This is a genomic window from Kribbella sp. NPDC000426, from assembly GCF_040300265.1.
In the GTDB taxonomy this organism is placed as follows: domain Bacteria; phylum Actinomycetota; class Actinomycetes; order Propionibacteriales; family Kribbellaceae; genus Kribbella.
The window spans coordinates 90,889-108,988 of sequence record NZ_JBEPDK010000001.1 but is presented as its reverse complement, the minus strand read 5'-3'; the positions used below and the strand labels follow the sequence as shown (position 1 = coordinate 108,988).

Genomic DNA, 18,100 nt, shown 5'->3' with positions numbered 1-18,100 from the left:
CAGCGCGACGGCCAGCAGCGGCACGCCGACGAGCAGCGGTACGCAGTACAACGGATCGCCGGGCGGCGACGGAACGCCACGGTCAGCCTCTGACGAGTACCTGGCCCCGCCGCTCGCTGCGCCCGCGGTCGGGGCTGTCGACCGAGTACACCTACAACGCCTCCAACCACCTCACCTCGGTCAAGCCCGCCGGACAGGTCCGTTCCAGTTCAAATACGTGACCGTCGACCAGCGCGAGAAGCTCGACACGGTCACCCGCGACCGGCCGGCCGGCGACCCGACCGGCGGCACCGCGACCCTGGGCAAGTATGTGTACGACGTGCCGCTTTCCGGCACCGGACTGCCCGACCTGTCGGCGACCCAGGTCGCCAACTGGAACCAGAAAGCCGTGCCCACCAACGGCTTCGCGGTCTTCGGCCCCGACCACCCACTCAGCGGCGCACCGACTTCGGATGATTGGCAGTACGCGGACCTGCAATACACCGACGCCGCCGGCTACACGATCAACACCGCCAAGTACGGCGCCGGGGACTGGCAGTACACCTCCACCGACTACAACGACCAGGGCAACATCGTCCGCCAGCTCGACGAACGCGCCCTGCGCGCCGTCATCGACACCAGCGCTCCGGCCGACCAGCTGGCAACCATCACGGCCTACAACGCCGACATCCCCAACAACGCCGGCACTGTCGTTACCGCGGCCGGGACGCTCGTCACCGATACCTATGGCCCGGCCCGCTGGGCAGCGCTCAAGAACGGCACGCTCGGCTGGGTCCGCCCGCACACCCACACGAAATACGACGACGGCGCGCCGAACGGCGACATCAACCCGGACACATCCCTGCCCTTCCGGCTGCCCACGACCGAGACGTCGTCCGCCTATGACCCGGGCACCCTGACCGATCTCGAGACCGCCGGCCAGACCCTGACCGACTACAACGCCCCAATAGCGGGTGATGCCGACGGGTGGGGCCGGAACCTGCCCGGCAAGACCATCACTGACGTCGACCTCAACGGCGTCAACAGCACCGGCGACATTGTCAAGCTCACCCGCTACGACTCTGAAGGCCGCGTGATCGAGACCCGGCAACCGAAGTCGAACGGCGCCGACGCGGGCACGACGAAAACTGTCTACTACACGACAGCTGTCAACACCACTGGGTCCCCGGAGTGCGGCAGCAAGCCGCAATGGGCAGGGCTGGTCTGCAAGACCTACCCAGCAGCCGCGCCCAACGCCGGACCGAGCCTGCCCTCAACAACAACCACAGCCTTCAACTACCTGCTGTCGCCGGAAACCGTCACCGAGACCTCCGGCACCGTTAGTCGCACCACCACCACGACCTACCTGACCGACGGCCGTACCGACACATCCGCAACGACCGTCACCGGTCTAACCGGGTCGACACCGAACACGAAGAAGACCACCACCTACGACGCCGCCAGTGGCCAGCCGACCGTGGTCACGGCGAGGAACGCCGACAATACCATCGCCAGCACGGTCACCACCGGCTACGACGCCTGGGGCCGTCAGACCTCCTACCAGCCGTCAGGTGACGCGGCCACCACCACCGTGTACAACGCCGCGGGTGACGTCGCCACCGTGACCGACCCGAACGGCACCACCAGCTACACCTACGACGGGACCGACGCAGCAGGCAAAACCGAGCACCGCGGCATCGTCACCAAGGTCGACGTCACCAGCGCGGGCTCCACCTGGACCTCCACCGGCGCCTACGACTCCGACGGCACACTCATCACCCAGAAACTCCCCGGCGGCGTCACCCAGAACACCGACCTCGACAACGTTGGCGAACCCTCCGGCCTGAGCTACACCGGCCAAGTCACCACCCTGAACCCCGACGGATCTACCACCGTCGACCCCAACGGTCCCTGGCTGTCCTGGTCCCTCCAAAACGACGTCACCGGCCGCGTCACCCACGAATGGACCCCCGACGGCAACGCCTTCACCACCACAACCGGCGGCGCCATCCCCTACGACCGCCACTACACCTACGACAACGCCGGCCGCCTCACCCAAGTCAACGACCGCACCGCCACAACCTCCGGCGTCGACGTCGAGGACCCCGCGCAGGCACCGGCCTGCGTCACCCGTACCTACGGCTTTGACGCCAACGACAACCGCCTCACCAAGGCCGCTGCGCCCGGAGCCGCTGACGGCTCTTGCACCACCGCCGGAGCCACAACCGTCACTCGCACCTTCGACTCAGCGGATCGCCCGATCACTGGTGCCAATGGAGTCGGTAACTACGCCTACGATGCCCTCGGTCGCGCGACGGCGTTGCCTGCATCAGATGCACCCCGGCCGACCGACGGTGACATTGCCCTCAGCTACTACGACAATGACCTGGCACGCTCGATCGCTCAGGGCGGCACCACCACAACCTTCACTCTCGACGCGCTGGACCGACGCACTACCGAGACGGTGGCGAATGGCTCTGGCTCAACCCAGACAGTTCGCCACTACACCGATACCTCCGACAATCCAACCTGGGTCACCCAGGGTTCCACCACCCAGCGCTACGCCGAACTGATCGGAGGTGACCTCGCCCTCACAGTCGACCAAGCAGGCGCCGCTGACCTCACCCTCGCCAACACACGCGGCGACATAGTTACCACCGTTAGCCTCCCAGCCAGTGGCGTACTCGCCGGAGGGATCGACGGCTGGAACAACTACGACGAATATGGCAACGCCACAGCCACTGCCGGCACAGGTGTGCTCAATTATGGCTGGCTCGGTGGGAAGCAACGAGCCGCGTCGGGTGCAGGGCTGGTTCTGATGGGGGTTCGCCTGTACAACGCCGCAACAGGTCTGTTCGCCTCGCTCGACCCGGTCGCCGGCGGCAATTCGAACGCGTACACCTATCCGACGGATCCCGTCAACAAGAACGACCTCGATGGTCGCTGGGGTAAGAAGTTTTGGAAGATCGCGAAGATTGTCAGCGGAGTGGCGGCCTTCGGTGTCTGCGTCGCCCTGTCGTTCGGTGTCTGCCTTGCCGCCGGCCTTGTCGCTGGGGCCATCGCAGCCCGCTCGGACGCTGGCTCGTTCCATGGACGTAGCTTTCGGCGAAAACTCTTGGTGAATTCCATCTGGGCTGGGGTCGGAGCAGGGGTTGGGTATGGCCTGGGCAGGCTGGGGATGTTCTCTAAGTACGCGAAACACATGCGGTACAGCAGAGCGAGGCACGCAAGGACCACAGCGTTGCGCAGGTACTTCAGGCGGGGCCGCAGCGTTAGGTACAAGTTCGCCTATTACAAGGCTCAGGCAGAGGTCGGCGGTATGATGACCGCATACCAGAATGGCTGGACGCGGAACAGAGGCAGGTACGGTGACGACTGATGGGAAAAGCGGTACGCAGGACCGATTGATCGTACGGAATCGCGTCAATATGGTAGCCGGACTGGTAATCCAGGCAATCCTGCTCGGTATCTGGATCCTCAATGACCCGCTCGAATTGTGGAGTTCAGTGCCACCGAGTGAGAGTGCAACCTGGGCGGAATCAGTCGTAATGGTGCTCCTCATGGCACTGGTCGGCATTGCCAGTATGGCTCTGTTTTGGTATCCGCATGTGCAAGTCGAACCTGCTCGAATTGTCGTTTATAACCCCATCTCCACGGTCATCGTGCCGCGTGAGGCGATCTCGGAGGTTGATACGACGGCGCGCCATGTCCGGATTCGCGCCAATGGGCGAATGCTTCGATGCTGGGGCCTTGAGACATCTCTGTGGATGCAATTGACACACAACGACAAGGCGTGGAAGTTGCGGATCCAACCTGTGGCCAACCGAACCGGAACCATCGAGTCGGCGGCCGACCTACCTCAGCGACAGTGGAGGCGGCCGTCCGTGCCCGAGGTGATAGTCGGCGGAGGATGGCTCGTATTGCTAGTTGTCTCAATGATCTACGGTTGAACGTGTTGCCGGCGGGCTCTCCAGGCGTCCGATGTCCCACGCTCGCCGGTGCACGGGTTCTGACTGACGTCAAATGTCGGGACCTACCTCGCTGGGTCCCGACGAATCATCGATGTCGTTCGCTACTATCGTCGATTCGAAGGACATGGCGGCGGGATCGGCAGTCGCGGATTTCCTGTGCTTCTCGCCTCAGATCTTCCCTCGGCGAGGAATCGGTTGCTGTGTATATGAAGGCGTTGTTGCATACGTATGCTCTTTGCCGTCGAGCGCGTAAGGCCGGCTCAGACGCTCGTTTCGCCGCACGCAGGCGTGCGGCACGCCAAGCTCGGACAGCATCCGGTCAGCTTGAACTGGCCCGCGCAAGGAGGCAAGGCATGTGAAGCGCGGCCGAATCCATCGTCTCCGAACCAGGTATGTGCACAGTGGCCACGTCCGGAGCCCCCGAACAGCGGTTTACGGGGCCGTCTGGGAGACGGTTATAGGTTCGGAATCGACTAGACAACGCAATTCCACAAAGATGGTGATAGACATGTCGCGGCCGCACCTTCGCAAGTTGTACTGGGACTTCGGGTGGGGCGGCCGTGGCATGGATGCACTCTTCGCCTTAGCTGCATTGGTGCACTCACCGGCGGTGGCGTCGGCGCAATATTTGGCGGATGGTTGATGGGCGCCGGCCTGGGCCTGCTGGTCGGCATGGCTGTTTTCGTTGGACTAGTGATATGGGCCCACCACGGACGGCAATCGCCTGAGCGCAGACATTGATCTCTCCGGCCCTGAGTCAAAACACCAACAGCTATGACTGTGTCGAGGTCGGGTGAAGACTGACCCTTTATCGGCGGCTGAAAATGAACCCCTGCGTGACCCTGTGAAGGGTGATGACAGTGGAAGACTGGGCTGAGATCCGCCGGTTGCACCGGTCGGAGGGGATGGCTATCAAGGCGATCTCGAGGAACCTGGGGATCTCGCGGAACGCTGTTCGGCGGGCGTTGGCCAGCGATAGCCCGCCTGCGTACTCGCGGCCGGCGAGGGGGTCGGCGGTGGACGCGGTGGAGCCACGGATCCGGCAACTGTTGCAGGAGACGCCGACGATGCCGGCCACGGTGATCGCCGAGCGGATCGAGTGGTCTTATGGGCTGACGGTGCTCAAGGAACGGGTCCGGGCGCTGCGGCCGTACTATCTGCCGCCAGATCCGGCCTCGCGCACCGAGTACGATCCGGGCCATCGGGCGCAGTGCGACCTGTGGTTCCCGCCGGCGTTGATTCCGCTGGGCGCCGGACAATCAGGATCGCGGCCGGTGCTGGTGACGACGGCGTGCTATTCGAGGATGCGTTGGGCGGTGAGGGCGCCGTACCGGACGGCGAGTTTCATGGCGCCGGAGATGACGGCGCGACATGTTCTGGCGGTGGCGGCGCCGGCATGGTTCTTGATCGTGGTCAGGACGGTGTCGAGGCGCTGGGTGGTGGCTTCGCCGATATGGAGTTCGCCGATGGCGGGACGGACATGGTTCTTGAGGGCGCGCCGGTAGGTGGCGAGTGAGGTGGGTGAGCGTGTGCCGTCGGCGACCAGGTTCTCGAACCTTCGCTCCCAGAGGTCGAGGAGGTCATTGACCTTGTGGGCCGCGGTGAGTTCGCCGGAGTGGTTGGTCCTTGCGCGGTTCTGGAGTTTGAGGCACAGGGCGGTACGGGCGGCGGTCTTGGTGGTGCCGGTGGCGGTGACGGCGCGGACTTTGCCGTCGTGGTCGCGGAACCTGGCGTGGGCCAGGTGCTTGGCGGGTTTGTGGTTCTTGGTGGTCTTGAGGGGCCTGGTGGAGATCTCTCCCCAGGTTCCGATGGGCAGTGGTGTTCTCGGCATGTGGTGCCTCCAACCGGTGTGAGCGTTGCTTGTTCAACGCTCGGCGGTTGCGGAGGTCGGCGAGTCGGACATGTCGCGCACACGTGTGATGTGACGCACAGTCACGACGAGATGAAGTCCGCACATCCGGTCGGCGAGAGAGACGTGGCGGCTGAAAGCGTCGAATAAAAGGTGTCCTGCAGGCATGAAGAAGCCCAGGCCACGCTGTGACCTGGGCTTTTGTGCGCCGCCAGGGACTCGAACCCCGAACCCGCTGATTTCCAGCTGAGCATGATCCTCATTTGTCGATGACGATCGAAATCTCTTGCGGGCAAGGGATTCGAGGTCGGTATCGTGCACATTGCTTCTCATTGCTCACCATCCTCTCGCGCTGATTGAGGTGCGTAAAGAGGCGCCTTGGCGGGGACGAGTGGCCGGGGCAGCGAGCGAGCTCAGCGGGCGGAAGGTGGTCGCTCCGAGTGCTCACCTGTGCCGAGGCGGAAGTGGATGAATGCGCTACTGGTACTGGTCAAGTGCTAGCCATCTCCACCTCGCGGCCTCGGGACCCCGAAGCTGCGTGGACTGGAATTCTGTCTCCACCGCCGGCTCGACGCGCCGGACCGCCTCAAGCTGAGCCCGCCCAGTCCTGGCCGCATCTCAGACCCCTGACGCTCACCGCTCACTTGGATCACCCGCCCTGACCGGATTGGGCCGGCTGCACCGCTGGTGGAGGAGCGAGTACCCGGCCGACGAAGACGCCCGCCGCGCCGGCTCCGACGGCAGTCGCTGCCGCGGTCAGTAGAGCGACGGCCAACGTTGAGGCTGACGCGGTGACGACGTTCATTCGGTGGAGTTCACGAAGCTGCCGCAGGCCGTAGCCGTGGCGACGCAGGACCATGAAGTCGGCCGTCAGCCCGAGCACGATGCCGAACAGGAGGAGCTGGACCACCTGGAGCAGCGCGCTCTGCAGAGCGTCCTCCGTACGTGGGTTCGGAAGCAGAGCAATGCAGAGCGCAGGACCGGCCATGCTGAGGAACAGGGTGATTCCCTTGCCGAGGCCGGTGTTTCCTCGAACCAACGGATAGGCTCCACCCAGGACGAGGCCGGCGAGCGCGAATCGCAGGATCACAAGTACGCCTGCGACGGCGTCGAGCATCCTGAACTGTCCGCCCGCCATCAGTGTGTTAAACACCGCGGCACTGTCCAGCACGGTCCACGGGAGACCGATCACGAAGGCGATGATCGCGAACTGACGGGCGCGGTCCCACGGGCTGGTCCCGTCGTAGGACGACAGAGCGCGACGCAGTTGCGCTCGCGTCGGCCTGCTCGGCGTCATGGCCAGCTCCGTGACCCGCCGGAGGTGCTCGCCAGGCTCAGCCGAGGGTTCCGCAAGCTTCTTGCGGAGATCGGCTTCCAGCGCGTTGTCGGTACGGGCGATAACCGTTTCATGGACCACCGTCCGGACAGCGTCGCCGGCGGCGCGCTGGGCCGACCGGCCAACCTCGGGCCGTGCGTCTGCGTCGGCAGGCTTGGGAAAGAGCCAGAGCTCGAATAGCAGCCAGCCGATCAGGAATGAAATAGGTAGCTTCGCCAGACTGACGGTAGGAGTGAGCAGACCGACGAGAGCGATCAGGAGAGCAGAAGATCGCAGAAGCTCCCGCGACCCCCGGGCTGCGCCGTCGCCGGCCGGCGACCCGAGCCGCCGCAGTACCAGGACCAAGATCATCAGTACGACTACACGCAGCGTCTGGTCGAGCGAGGAGGCAAGCGTCTGGAAGTCGCTCCACGCGAACGGAGGCTGGTCCTGATCCCCGTAGACGGTGAATGGAATCGACAGCCCAGCAGCGAGAGGTAACCGCAGGAAGCGCAATCGCCGGAGTCGGGGGCGAATTGCGCGCCAGGATTCAGGTGGATCGGCGTTGACAACGTGCCGTACCAGGCGATCGATCGCAAGCCAGATCAGCACACCGGCGATCACCGGGATCACCATGCCGATCGGGTTGGCGATCAGTCCGCCCCGCCAGGTGGCCGGCGCGATCAAAAGCAGAACCATCACGAGGACGATGCCGGCGCAGACCGTTGTGGCCGCGCCACGACCGAGACGCATTGCACGGCCCAGGAGCGCGCCGCCAAAAACCGAGACCAGCACTGCCAGGTAGAGGGCGACGACGTGGCCGGTCAACCCGCCGTACCACGCGCTCCAGGTGGGTTCGGTGCTCAGCCAGGACCAGTGCGAGGAGTCGAAGAGCAGAAAAGGTGCCCCAAGCAACAAGTAGGCGAAGCCGTAGATGATCGCCAGCAGCGAGCCGAGTCCGAGCACGAGCGCTGCGATCAGCTGCCCACGTGAGGTGAAGCGGTCGAGCAGTTGTCCTGCTGTCCGACCGCGTCGCAGAATCACGGCAAGGATCGGGACAGGCACGAGAGTGAAGCACGCCAGAGCGATCGCCTGGGTGCCGGCGCCGTCCGCCAGCCAGCCAGGCCAGGTTGAGGGTGCGGACCCGTCGTCCGGTGGGATCCAGGCCATTCCCTGCTCGATCACCAGCAAGATGCCCGCGGCGGCGATCAGGACGGCGACGGTCACGGTTCGTCCGGTTCTGCCCCGTCCCCGGGCCACTAGGAGACCGGTCAGCGCGGCTCCGTGCAGCAGGACAAGAATCAGCACGAAGAATCCCGGCTGCGTCTGCCACCAGGCGGGCTGTTCCGCATACCCCGGTGGTGGCGGCGGGTAGTCGAACGACCAGGTCCGCAGGGTGACGCACCAGACGGGAATCGTGGTCCCCAGCACGACGACGATGCCGAGTACGAGCCGCCCGACGTCGCCGGACGCCCGGGGTGTCCGCCGGACGCCGTCCAGCCCGCGGCGCAGGCTGATCCGTCGCCAGACGAATGCCAGAAGAACGAGAAGTACGGCGGATCCGAGTTCCGTCGCAGGACTGAGGCCGAGCCAGCTGGGGCTGTCGTTGGACCAGAAGAGGCGCTGGTTCACGGCCGACAGGAGATCCGAGACCGCCATCCCCAGCGCGATCAGGACGTGCAGCATGAGGAGCAGCCCGGCGACCGTCCCCGCGCGTGTACCGAGCAGGTCGGTGACTGCCCACCGGCGGAGTGAACCGGCCGAACCTTGTTCGCGGGGCGGCCGCAGGCGAGCCCACGCGAACACCAGAGGGATTGCGGTCAGTCCCGCGAAGCCGATGCGCGAGAAAAGCCCGGAAAGGTCCTTGCCGGGGCCTATGAGCGGCCGCGGGCGGAGGTAAGGATCGGCCTCCGAGGCGCTGGCCGGAACAAGCTGGAGATGAGCTGTGCCTGCACCCTCGAAGACGGCGCGGCCGTCCGCCTGCTCCTGCCACCGTCCAACGGTCCGGCAGGCGGAGACATCGGTCGGAGATGCTGTGGCGGCGGCGACGCGCAAGCTGGAGCCGACGACCGTGATCGTCCGCTTGACCACCTTCGTGCACAGGTCCTGCCCGTCGTCCACAGTCAGGCTGATGCGATCATCGGCCGGTGCAAGGCCTAATGCCTCGATGCGTATGGTTGCGTTCTTGGCGTCGGCCGTGAACACCGGATCGCCGAAATCAAGGTATCTGTCGATCGTGGGCCGGACTCCGACGAACTCTGCTAACTCATCGCCGCGGTCATCGGCCCGACCGGCGCGAACAGCCTGGATCAAGGGGTCCGTGACCGGTCCCTCGATGGTCGCTATCAGCTTGATCTCGCCGTCCGCGTTGTCCGAGTTCGGTGGCGTTACTGTGATCGAGGCATTGACGGTCAGCGTGTTCGCTGCGCTCCGCTTCGCCGCTTCCCGGAGCTGGTCCGCCTCGTCCGACGGATCGGCCGCCTTCACCCATGGTTCGCCCGCACGATCGAGAACCTGCGGGCCCGGCGCGTCCGGTTGACTAAGCATGCTGCTCACATACTCGAATCCGGCCAGCATCACCAGGACGCCCGCCACTGCCAAGACGATCCGCACGAACGTCCAGACCTTCATCATCCCACCCCCCGGATCCGACGGTGACTACATCGCTACGGAGCGACTCGCGTTACGCGCCGAGCGGCTTGCCGGCGACTCGGCCAGACCAGGTGGGCGAGTGTCGCTGGGAAGGGGTTCGGACTGACCGCGACCGTGCACAAGCACCGCCGATTCTTCGAGGCCGCGCGGTGCCTGCACCTGGCCGTGACCGCCGTGGCGGTCGTTCGTTGCGCCGATTCGTTGTGCATGATGGTGAAGTCGCTGCTGATCGCCGGGCCACGAGACGAAGGCCCTAAGTTCGTCTACCAACTGCTCACACCCGAACGAGCTCTCGGTGCTGCGGGCAGATCTGGATCTGATCCTTGGCGCGGTGGAGGAGGAGCTCGACGTACGACGGCGGGAAGCATCCCACGTCGGCTTCGGATATGGCGCTCGTCACTGCCTCGGTGCACCACTCGCACGAATGGAACTCCAAGTTGCCCTCGGCGCCCTTCTGACCCGTCTACCCGGCCTTAGCCTCACCGCCGAAGACGACATCACTTGGAACCCGGCCTGTCGACCCTAGGCCCCGAACGCATGCTCGTCACCTGGAGGCTTCCATAGACGCGTAACGCTGACCGGCGCGGCACCGATAGGTGGTCGAGGGGGAGATGATGGATATCAATCGTGAACAAGTCCAGATCGCAGCGAAGTCGGTGCGAGGCCCAGGGGAGAGCCTTGATCCCCCGCACGTGGTGATCCAGGTCGTCGCGTCGCTGTTAGGTGAGCACAAGATCGACCACGCGGTTTCGGTGAAGGTCTCGAGTCGAGGAGACGAGCGGGACCCGTTTACGTCGTGGAAGTACGCCGCCTTGACCGGCTTTGGGTTGATCGCTGTAGATGTGACCAATGCGATTGCAGACTGGGAGTTGGATGGCTCCGGCAGAAGAGAGCCGACGCCGACAATCGACGCCCGCTTCATCCCGCTTGGCGAGATCACCCATTGCAGAGTTGTTGGCATCGAGCGAGTCTCAACATCGTTTGAAGAGTGGACCGTCAGTTGGGAGATTGGCATCCGCGGCGAGCAGCCGGTTCGTCTGCCGGAGGGGCGGTACTCAGCGGAGAGGTCCGCGGCATCGGCGCTCGGGCGGGCCATCGCGGACAGGCTATGTGAGCGCTAGTACTACGCTCCGTCGGCATGGACAAGGTGCTTGAGCTCGCGTCGACGTTGGTCGTACCTGCGATTGCGACACTGCTGGCCGCCGTCTTTGGACCGACGCTGAGGACGGCGGCACGCCTGCGTCGGGATCTGGCGAGCGACGCCGCGATCGTCGAATCTCTGCCGGACAAGGCGAAAGACGCGTTGCGTCAGGACATGGGGCGGCGAACCCTCGAGCTGCTCCAGGTGATCGCGTGGCCTGGGGTGAGTCGCCGAGACCGGGAGTTTCGGCTTGTCGCGGCCGCAGATTTTGGTCAAACCGCGCTGGGCGTCGGCCTGGCTGCCGGGAAACCGAACGAGGCCTTGGCGATGAGCGACGCGGGTCGCGCGGTGCTCTGGGCGGGGATCCTGAATCGCTGTACGGATCTCTCAGCGCTGGCCGTGGTCGCACCTGCGCTTGCTGAGCGGATGCAGGACGTACGGCGTGAGCTGACCGGCTGACCTTCGACGAGGGGTCGCCGGGTCGGGCGTGGAGTGCCATACTCACTGACGGTTACGAGGTCGCAAGGGGGCGGCCGGGGAGCGGGGACGTATGACGGTGGGGACCGGGGCCGAGAATCCGAATGATCGGCGGATGGCGCTGGCGTTGGAGTGGGACGGGCTGGTGGGGCAGGTTCGGGAACTCGACGGGTTTCAGGACTTTCTGCGGCCGCCGCGGGTGGAGGATCTGTTGCCAGCGGCTGAGCGCGGGCCGGTGGCGGTGATCAATGTCAGCCGGTGGCGGTGCGACGCGTTGCTGGTCCGGCCCGACGGGGTGAAGTCGATCGAGCTGGAGGATCTGACCCTCGAGGCGGCGTCCGAGCGGGCGAATCGGTACCTCGACACGCTCCGCGAGGTCGAGACCGCCGAAAAAGCGTTGTTCGCGGCGTACGACGCGGCGGCCGCCGACCCCGGACACGCAGGGGATCGCCGCATGGCTCGGGCGAGTCAGGAGGTCGCCCGCGCGCAGGACAGGGTCGATGTGATGCTGACCGAGCTGCAGGCGTGGATGTGGGACACGATCGCGGGGCCGGTGCTGGCGGAGCTTGGGTACGACGGGACGCCGGCCGGCGATGTGTCTACCTGGCCGCGGCTGTGGTGGTGCCCGACCGGCGCGCTCACGGTGCTCCCGCTGCATACGGCCGGATATCACGCGGACCCCGTCGAGGCGCGTCGTACCGTGCTGGATCGCGTGGTCTCGTCGTACACGCCGACGCTGCGGGCGCTGCTCGACGCGCGCGACCCGCGGCGTCGTATGCCGACCCCGGCCGGCGAGCCGGACCGGATGCTGCTGGTGTCGGTCGGGAACGCCGAGGGGCAGGTGCCGCTCAAGACCGAGGCTGAGCGGGATGTGTTGCAGGAGCTGTTCCCGGGAGAGCTTAGTACGACGCTTCCGGAGGCGGATGCGACGCGGCAGCGGGTCCGGCAGGAGCTGGGTCGGCATCGGTGGGTGCACTTCAGTTGTCATGGCGATCAGGACCTCAACGATCCCTCGCAAGGTGGGGTGTGGTTGACCGACGGGATGCTGACGATCGCGGATCTGACCGCCGAGCAGTTCGACGGCGACTTCGCCGGGCTGTCGGCGTGCAAGACCGCGATCGGCGGGATCGATCTGCTCGACGAGGCGATCACGCTGGCGGCGGCGCTGCACTACCTGGGCTACCGGCACGTGGTCGCGACGCTGTGGTCGGTCAACGACAAGCACACCAGCGAGGTCTTCACGAGCATCTACCGCAAGATCGCCGCGGACGGGAAACTCCGACCGGACCTCGCTCCGGCGGCGCTGCACGAAGCGGTCCGCGCCCTCAGGGACTCGGCGCCCGAGTGGCCGCACCAATGGACACCTTTCACCCACACCGGACCGTGACAGGCGGGAGATGGCAAATGACTGAGCAGTGCAAGGAGTACGCCGAAGTGAGTCTGGCCACGTACGGAGAGACGTTTGCGGCGGACTGCGAGGTCACGGAGACGTCCCGCGGCATCCGGTTCGCCGGGAAGTGTCCGCGTTGCTCGACCTTCATGACCTACGACTGGGTGGAGACGTACACCCGGACCACGCACTCCGGTCCGTCGGCACCGGCCGTCGGCGACGGGGAGCAGGCCGTCATCCTCTGCACCTGCCCCAAGTCGCACGAGGGAACTCCTCCGGACGAGGAAGGTTGCGGTGCCTACTGGCGGATGGAGGTGGCCGCCGAGTGACAACACCGGGTCCGGGTGGGACCGGTTCGAGGCGCCTGGTGGCCCGCGGCGTGGCGTCGAAAGGTCCGACCGACCGGCGAATCGCGCGAGTGCAGCGCGACCTTGCCAAGAACTCGCTCCCGAAGGTCCGGGCGAAGGCGCTGGCGTGGCGCAACGGACTGGGTGCGCTGCTGGCTGGGCTGATCGGATTCGGGCTGATCAAGGGCCGGACGGACGTTGGCGAGCTCGCCTCGCCGTACGCCGTGCTTGCTGGGCTAGCACTGCTAGCGGCGCTAATCGCCGGTGCCGTCGCAGCGCTGGCATTGCTTAGCGCCGCACACGGTGCGCTTGCGGAGGGCTCGACCAAGAAACTACTGAAATCGCGTGATCCCAAGAGCGACGTTGACCAGGACGAGACAGCCGTTGCATCGCGAGCACTTAAGCGAGGGGTGATCGCGGTTGGGTTCTGTGCGGGTTTGCTGGTGTTGGCGGTGGCTGTCACTTGGTACGGCCCGGCTAAAGAGCCTTCGAAGGTGTCGGTGACGACGCCGGCGGGGGTGGTTTGCGGGACGGTGGTGAAGCTGGAGGGCGGGTCGCTGACTGTGAAAACCGGCACCGGCGACCAGGTGGTTCCGATGAGTACTGCGACTTGGCTGCGGGTGGTCGATAGTTGTGCGAAGCCTGGATGAGCGCGAGGTTCGGAAGGCCGCGCAAGCGTGGACCGTTGAGGCGCAGCGCGAGGGGCGGTACGAGCTGCTGGGGATGGCTTGTGACACGTTCCGGTGGTTGGTGAGGGCAACGGATTCGGCGGCGTCGCGGTCGGATCTGTTCGTTGCGTTGCAGTTGGCGTACGGCGTCACGGGCGATCTAGCAGTGCTAGATGAAGCAGTCGAGCTCGGGCCGGCTGTGGTCGATGCGGCAGCCGAGGGACGTCGGCGAGCCCGGCAAGAGTCGAATCTCGCCAACGCGCTGCGGCTGCGGTTCGAGGCGACGGGGGAGCGACGCGACCTCAATGAGTCCGTCCAGCGGGCGCGGCGTGGCCTCGATCCGACCGCGCCGGCCGAGACTCAGGCGCAGCGGCACTCCAACCTCGCCCTCCCGCTCAGGCTGCGCTACGAGTTGCTGGAACGGCGCGCCGACCTCGACGAGTCGCTGTCCGAATTCCAGCATGCCCTGGAGTTGGCCGGCGATGCCGAGCCGCAGCACAGCCGGATCATGTCCAACCTGTCCGTGAGCACCCGGTTGATCGGTACGGCGGACGCCGACGCCGACAAGCTTGCCGAGGCCGTCGAGCAGGCGACCAGAATTCTCGACGATGACATCGACGAGGCAGACCGCCCCGGATTCCTGATCAACGCTGCCCTCGCCTGCCTGGATCTGCACCGGCTGACCGGCACCCCGGATGCGCTCGACCGCGGCCTCGGCTACCTCGATCAAACCATGACGTTGCCGTCAGCAACCGACTCCGATCTCGTTCTCGCCACCCTCAACGCCGCGTACGGCAGACGCCTGAAGGCTTCCTCGTCCCGAGACTCGATCGACGAGGCAGTCGCGGCCGCTCTCAAGGCTCTCAAAGCCCTACGCGCCGACAGCCCTGATCTCGCACTCGCCTGGGCCGGTCTCGGTCGCGCGTGCTGGTTGCGTTTCCAGGACCTCCGCGAGCCCGCCGACGCCCGCCACGCCATCCAGGCCCGCCTCGAGTCAGCACAAGCGCCCGGCGGCGCGCCCGCGCTTCGCGCTCAGTCCGGGGTATTCGTTGGCCGTTGGTCCATGCAGGTCGGCGAACCTCTTGCCGCGATGGCCGGGTACGCGCAGGCGATCGCGCTGCTGCCCGAGGTTGCCTGGAGAGGGATGGAGCGATGGGAGCGGGAGCGTGGGCTGACCGAGTTCGAGGGCCTGGCCGGTGACGCGATGGCGGCCGCGCTCGCCGCCGGTTCTGAGCCGGACGCGCTGGTCTTCGTCGAGCACGGCCGAAGCGTCCTCTGGTACAGCGGTTTGAAGGACCACCAGACCGCGGAGCTCGCCCGCACCCGACCGGACCTCACCGCCGAGCTGACCGCGCTCCGCGACCGCATCGACGCCCTCGACACGCGTCGCGTCCGGGAGTTGCTCAGCGAGGCCACCGAATGACGGCGGGCTGGGATCCCGCCGTACTCGACGACGACGCGTTGTGGGCGGCCTGCGAGGACGACTGTGACGGGGTCGCCGTCGATGTGCTTGCGGAGCAGGGCATGGCGGCCGTTGATGCATACGACGTGAGCGGCCGCCCGCCGCTGCTCGCTGTAGCGATGCATCGGCTGAGGCTGGTGATCGAGGGGACGGAGGAGGGCGATCCGATCCGGCCGGAGATCGCGACGATGTTGGGGAGCGTCTTCCGCGTCGGCGCGGCCGTGGTCGGGCAGCCGGATCTGCTCGATGACGCGGTGGAGGCGTGCCGGATTGCGGCCGAGGAGGGCGATGGGCCGGGGTACCAGTCGAACCTGGGCGCGGTCCTGCTGGCGCGGTACGCGCTGACGGGCGAGGAAGCGGACCTGCTCGAGGCGATGGAGGCGAGCAGCGCGGCGGTGAAGCTGGCGGCGGATGACGATCCGGACCGGCGCTCGTACTGGGTCAACTGGAGCATCACGCAGCGCATGCTCGGCGAGGAGCGCGCCGATCTCGAACTGCTGTCGGCCGCGGTCGATGCAGGCGAGACGGCCTGCGGGTTGTCCGCGGCGGACGCTGCGCAGATCACCCCGTTGCTGGTGCTTGAGGACGCTGTGCTCAGCCGCTACCAGTACGGCGGCGAACCGGCCGACCTCGACCGAGCCGTGGAGCTTGCCGAGCGCGCGGCCCGTCGCTCGCAGGAGGAGGCGGAGTCGCGGACGTTGGCGTGTTCGCACGCGTGCACCTGTCGACGACTCCGCTTCGAGGCGAACGGACGCCCAGCCGACCTCGACGCCGCGGTTGAGTGGGCGGAGCAGGCCGTCGTACTGTCCGAGGAAGAGGACTACGACGCGCTCATCGGTCGCGCGATCATCCTGACTCGGCGCTTCGAGCAGAACGGTCAGACGGTCGATATCGACGCGGCCCTTGCGGACGCACGGCGGGCGTTCGGCCTTGAGCCGGCGGTGGCGGCGACGCTGGCAAAGATCCTGATATCCAGGGCCGAGCGGCTCGGTGAGGTCGCGGATCTCGACGAAGCGGTCGAGCTGATGCGCGCGGTCGCGGATGACGAGTCGCCGGCGCTGCTCGCCGATCTCGGGTCCGTCATGTCGGCACGGTACGACGCGACGTACGAGCAGGCAGATCTGGATGCGGCGATCGGCGCGTTCGACAAGGGCCTCGAGTTGATGCCGTCGGCGTACGTTGATCGGCTGGCGGCGTTGGCGAATGCGGCCAACGCGTACTGCTCCCGCTACGAGCTGCTCGGGACCGTCGGTGATCTCGATCGCGCGATCGAGCTAGCCGCGGAGGCGCTCGACGGACTGCCACCGGACGCGATCGACCGGATCCCGATCCTGGCCAACTTCAGCCTCGCATGCCGCCAGCGGTACGAGTCGCGGGGCGACCGCGAGGATCTGGAGCTCGCGATCGCGGCGGGTGAGCAGGCTCTGCTCCTACTCAGCGACGCGCGAGGGCACGAGTATGCGCATGTTCTGTCCGGGTTGAGTGCTTGCCGCCGGACGCGGTTTGGGCAGACCGGTGATCGGGACGATCTGGACTGGGCGGTCGCGGCAGCACGGCAGGCTGTCGAGCTGACGTCGGACGGCGATTCCTCGATGTGCGGGCGGCTGACAAATCTCGCGGTGTGTCTGCTGAGCGTGTACGAGACGACCGCGCACGCGGCGAGTCTGGACGAGGCTGTCCGGGTCGGTCGCCGGGCGGTCGAGCAGACGAACTCCGGGCCGGGTCCGCTCGCGACCGCGGCGACGAACCTGGGAAACGTGCTGCTGACCCGGTTCGAACTGCGGTCGGCGCCGTACGATCTCGACGACTCGGTAGCGGCCGCGCGGCGAGCCGTGGAGCTGACGCCGACGGACAGCCCGTTCCGGGTGGCGCGGTTGTCGAACTTGGCGAATGTGCTGCGGGAGAAGGCGTTCCGCGGTGTCGAGGGCGCCGCGGACGAGTCGGTGAAGGCTGCCGAGCTGGCAGTTGGTGCGGCAGAGCCGGGCGATCCGATGCTGCCGGGCTTCTGGTCGAACCTCGGGCTGGCGCTGAGCACGCGGTACGACGTACACGCGCGTGGCGAGGACCTGGACCGGTCGATCGAGGCGTTCCGGGAGGCGGTGCGGACGGCCGAGGGGAGCGAGCAAGATGCGTTGATGTATCGGTCGAATCTCGGGATGGCCCTTCGGCAACGTGGGGTCGCCAACGATTCACAGGCAGACCTTGACGAGGCGATTGCGGTCCTGCAGGCGGTGACGGCTGCGGACTGGGGTGGGCATCCGGACTCGGCGCCGTTCCTGCTGGGGTTGGGGAACGCGTACGCCAGCCGGGTCGATCGGTCCCAGGATCCGGCCGATCTGGCGGCAGCGTTGTCGACCTGGCGCCGGGCAGCCGAGGTCATTGGATCCAGCCCCGCGGTCAAGCTGCAGGCCGCACAGTCGCTGGGCGATACCGCCATGGCGAACGGTGACGGGACTGCGGCGGCGTCCGGCTACGGCGCCGCGATCGAGCTGTTGACGTCCGTGGTCTGGAGAGGCCTGAACCGGGTGGCACAGGAACAACTCCTGATCGGCCTCCGCACCCTCGCCGCTTCCTCGGCCGCCGCCGCGGTCGAGTCGGGGGACCCGGCTAGAGCCATCGAACTCCTCGAAGCCGGCCGCTCGATCCTCTGGCAACAGAACATCCACCCCCGCGACGACCTGACCAAGCTCGCAATCGTGGACGAGAAGCTCGGTCAACGCATCGCCGAACTCTCGAACGCGCTGATGGCGGGTGGGTAGATGTCGCTGCGCGCGGACCTCGGCGAGCTGCTGTTCGCCGTTCATATGCTTCGGCGACAGCCACGACACCGTCGCTGCGCGGCTGCGGAT

13 protein-coding genes and 1 pseudogene are annotated in these 18,100 nt (G+C 66.4%); 11 read left to right on the top strand and 3 right to left on the bottom strand.

All coding sequences use genetic code 11. From position 1 onward, the window contains the following. Positions 1–217 precede the first annotated feature (217 nt). From ABT313_RS00560 to ABT313_RS00550, 3 genes and pseudogenes are all read left to right on the top strand, one after another. On the top strand, positions 218–3,358 hold the full coding sequence (locus ABT313_RS00560; protein ID WP_350847117.1) for an RHS repeat domain-containing protein: 3,141 nt from the start codon (positions 218–220) through the stop codon (positions 3,356–3,358). Next, positions 3,348–3,929 (top strand): hypothetical protein, encoded by a 582-nt coding sequence (locus ABT313_RS00555; RefSeq protein ID WP_350847115.1) that lies wholly within the window; start codon positions 3,348–3,350, stop codon positions 3,927–3,929. Before ABT313_RS00560 ends, ABT313_RS00555 begins: the two co-directional genes overlap by 11 nt. 872 nt (positions 3,930–4,801) lie before the next feature. Next, positions 4,802–5,290: pseudogene (locus ABT313_RS00550) on the top strand (IS21 family transposase); the annotation flags it as partial. Here ABT313_RS00550 and ABT313_RS00545 read toward each other — a convergent pair. The 3 genes from ABT313_RS00545 to ABT313_RS00535 all read right to left on the bottom strand — a co-directional run bounded on the left by ABT313_RS00545 (position 5,245) and on the right by ABT313_RS00535 (position 9,745). Further along, positions 5,245–5,781, bottom strand: a complete 537-nt coding sequence (locus ABT313_RS00545) for a phage integrase central domain-containing protein (protein WP_350849879.1) — start codon at positions 5,779–5,781, stop codon at positions 5,245–5,247. The pseudogene ABT313_RS00550 and the gene ABT313_RS00545 sit on opposite strands and share 46 nt — an antisense overlap. 33 nt (positions 5,782–5,814) lie before the next feature. Further along, complete coding sequence (locus ABT313_RS00540; RefSeq protein ID WP_350847113.1) at positions 5,815–6,132, bottom strand: hypothetical protein; 318 nt, start codon at positions 6,130–6,132, stop codon at positions 5,815–5,817. Positions 6,133–6,448: 316 nt separating this feature from the next. Beyond that, positions 6,449–9,745 (bottom strand): hypothetical protein, encoded by a 3,297-nt coding sequence (locus tag ABT313_RS00535; RefSeq protein ID WP_350847111.1) that lies wholly within the window; start codon positions 9,743–9,745, stop codon positions 6,449–6,451. Positions 9,746–10,061: 316 nt separating this feature from the next. Between ABT313_RS00535 and ABT313_RS00530 the strand changes: the two genes are divergently transcribed. The 8 genes from ABT313_RS00530 (at position 10,062) to ABT313_RS00495 (ending at position 18,010) form a co-directional block, all read left to right on the top strand. Beyond that, the gene (locus tag ABT313_RS00530; protein WP_350847109.1) at positions 10,062–10,292 is read left to right on the top strand and encodes a cytochrome P450; all 231 of its coding nucleotides are present in this window, start codon (positions 10,062–10,064) and stop codon (positions 10,290–10,292) included. A gap of 88 nt (positions 10,293–10,380) precedes the next feature. Further along, positions 10,381–10,887 (top strand): hypothetical protein, encoded by a 507-nt coding sequence (locus ABT313_RS00525; RefSeq protein WP_350847107.1) that lies wholly within the window; start codon positions 10,381–10,383, stop codon positions 10,885–10,887. 17 nt (positions 10,888–10,904) lie between these two features. Next, a complete protein-coding gene (locus ABT313_RS00520; protein ID WP_350847104.1) occupies positions 10,905–11,366 on the top strand; it encodes a hypothetical protein in 462 nt (153 codons plus the stop codon). Positions 11,367–11,499: 133 nt separating this feature from the next. After that, positions 11,500–12,771, top strand: a complete 1,272-nt coding sequence (locus ABT313_RS00515) for a CHAT domain-containing protein (protein WP_350847102.1) — start codon at positions 11,500–11,502, stop codon at positions 12,769–12,771. 17 nt (positions 12,772–12,788) lie between these two features. Continuing rightward, positions 12,789–13,103, top strand: coding sequence for a hypothetical protein (locus tag ABT313_RS00510; protein WP_350847099.1), 315 nt, complete (start codon positions 12,789–12,791; stop codon positions 13,101–13,103). Positions 13,104–13,141: 38 nt separating this feature from the next. Further along, positions 13,142–13,771 (top strand): hypothetical protein, encoded by a 630-nt coding sequence (locus ABT313_RS00505; protein WP_350847097.1) that lies wholly within the window; start codon positions 13,142–13,144, stop codon positions 13,769–13,771. Beyond that, complete coding sequence (locus tag ABT313_RS00500; protein WP_350847094.1) at positions 13,755–15,212, top strand: tetratricopeptide repeat protein; 1,458 nt, start codon at positions 13,755–13,757, stop codon at positions 15,210–15,212. Before ABT313_RS00505 ends, ABT313_RS00500 begins: the two co-directional genes overlap by 17 nt. After that, complete coding sequence (locus tag ABT313_RS00495) at positions 15,209–18,010, top strand: tetratricopeptide repeat protein (RefSeq protein WP_350847091.1); 2,802 nt, start codon at positions 15,209–15,211, stop codon at positions 18,008–18,010. Before ABT313_RS00500 ends, ABT313_RS00495 begins: the two co-directional genes overlap by 4 nt. Positions 18,011–18,100 lie beyond the last annotated feature (90 nt).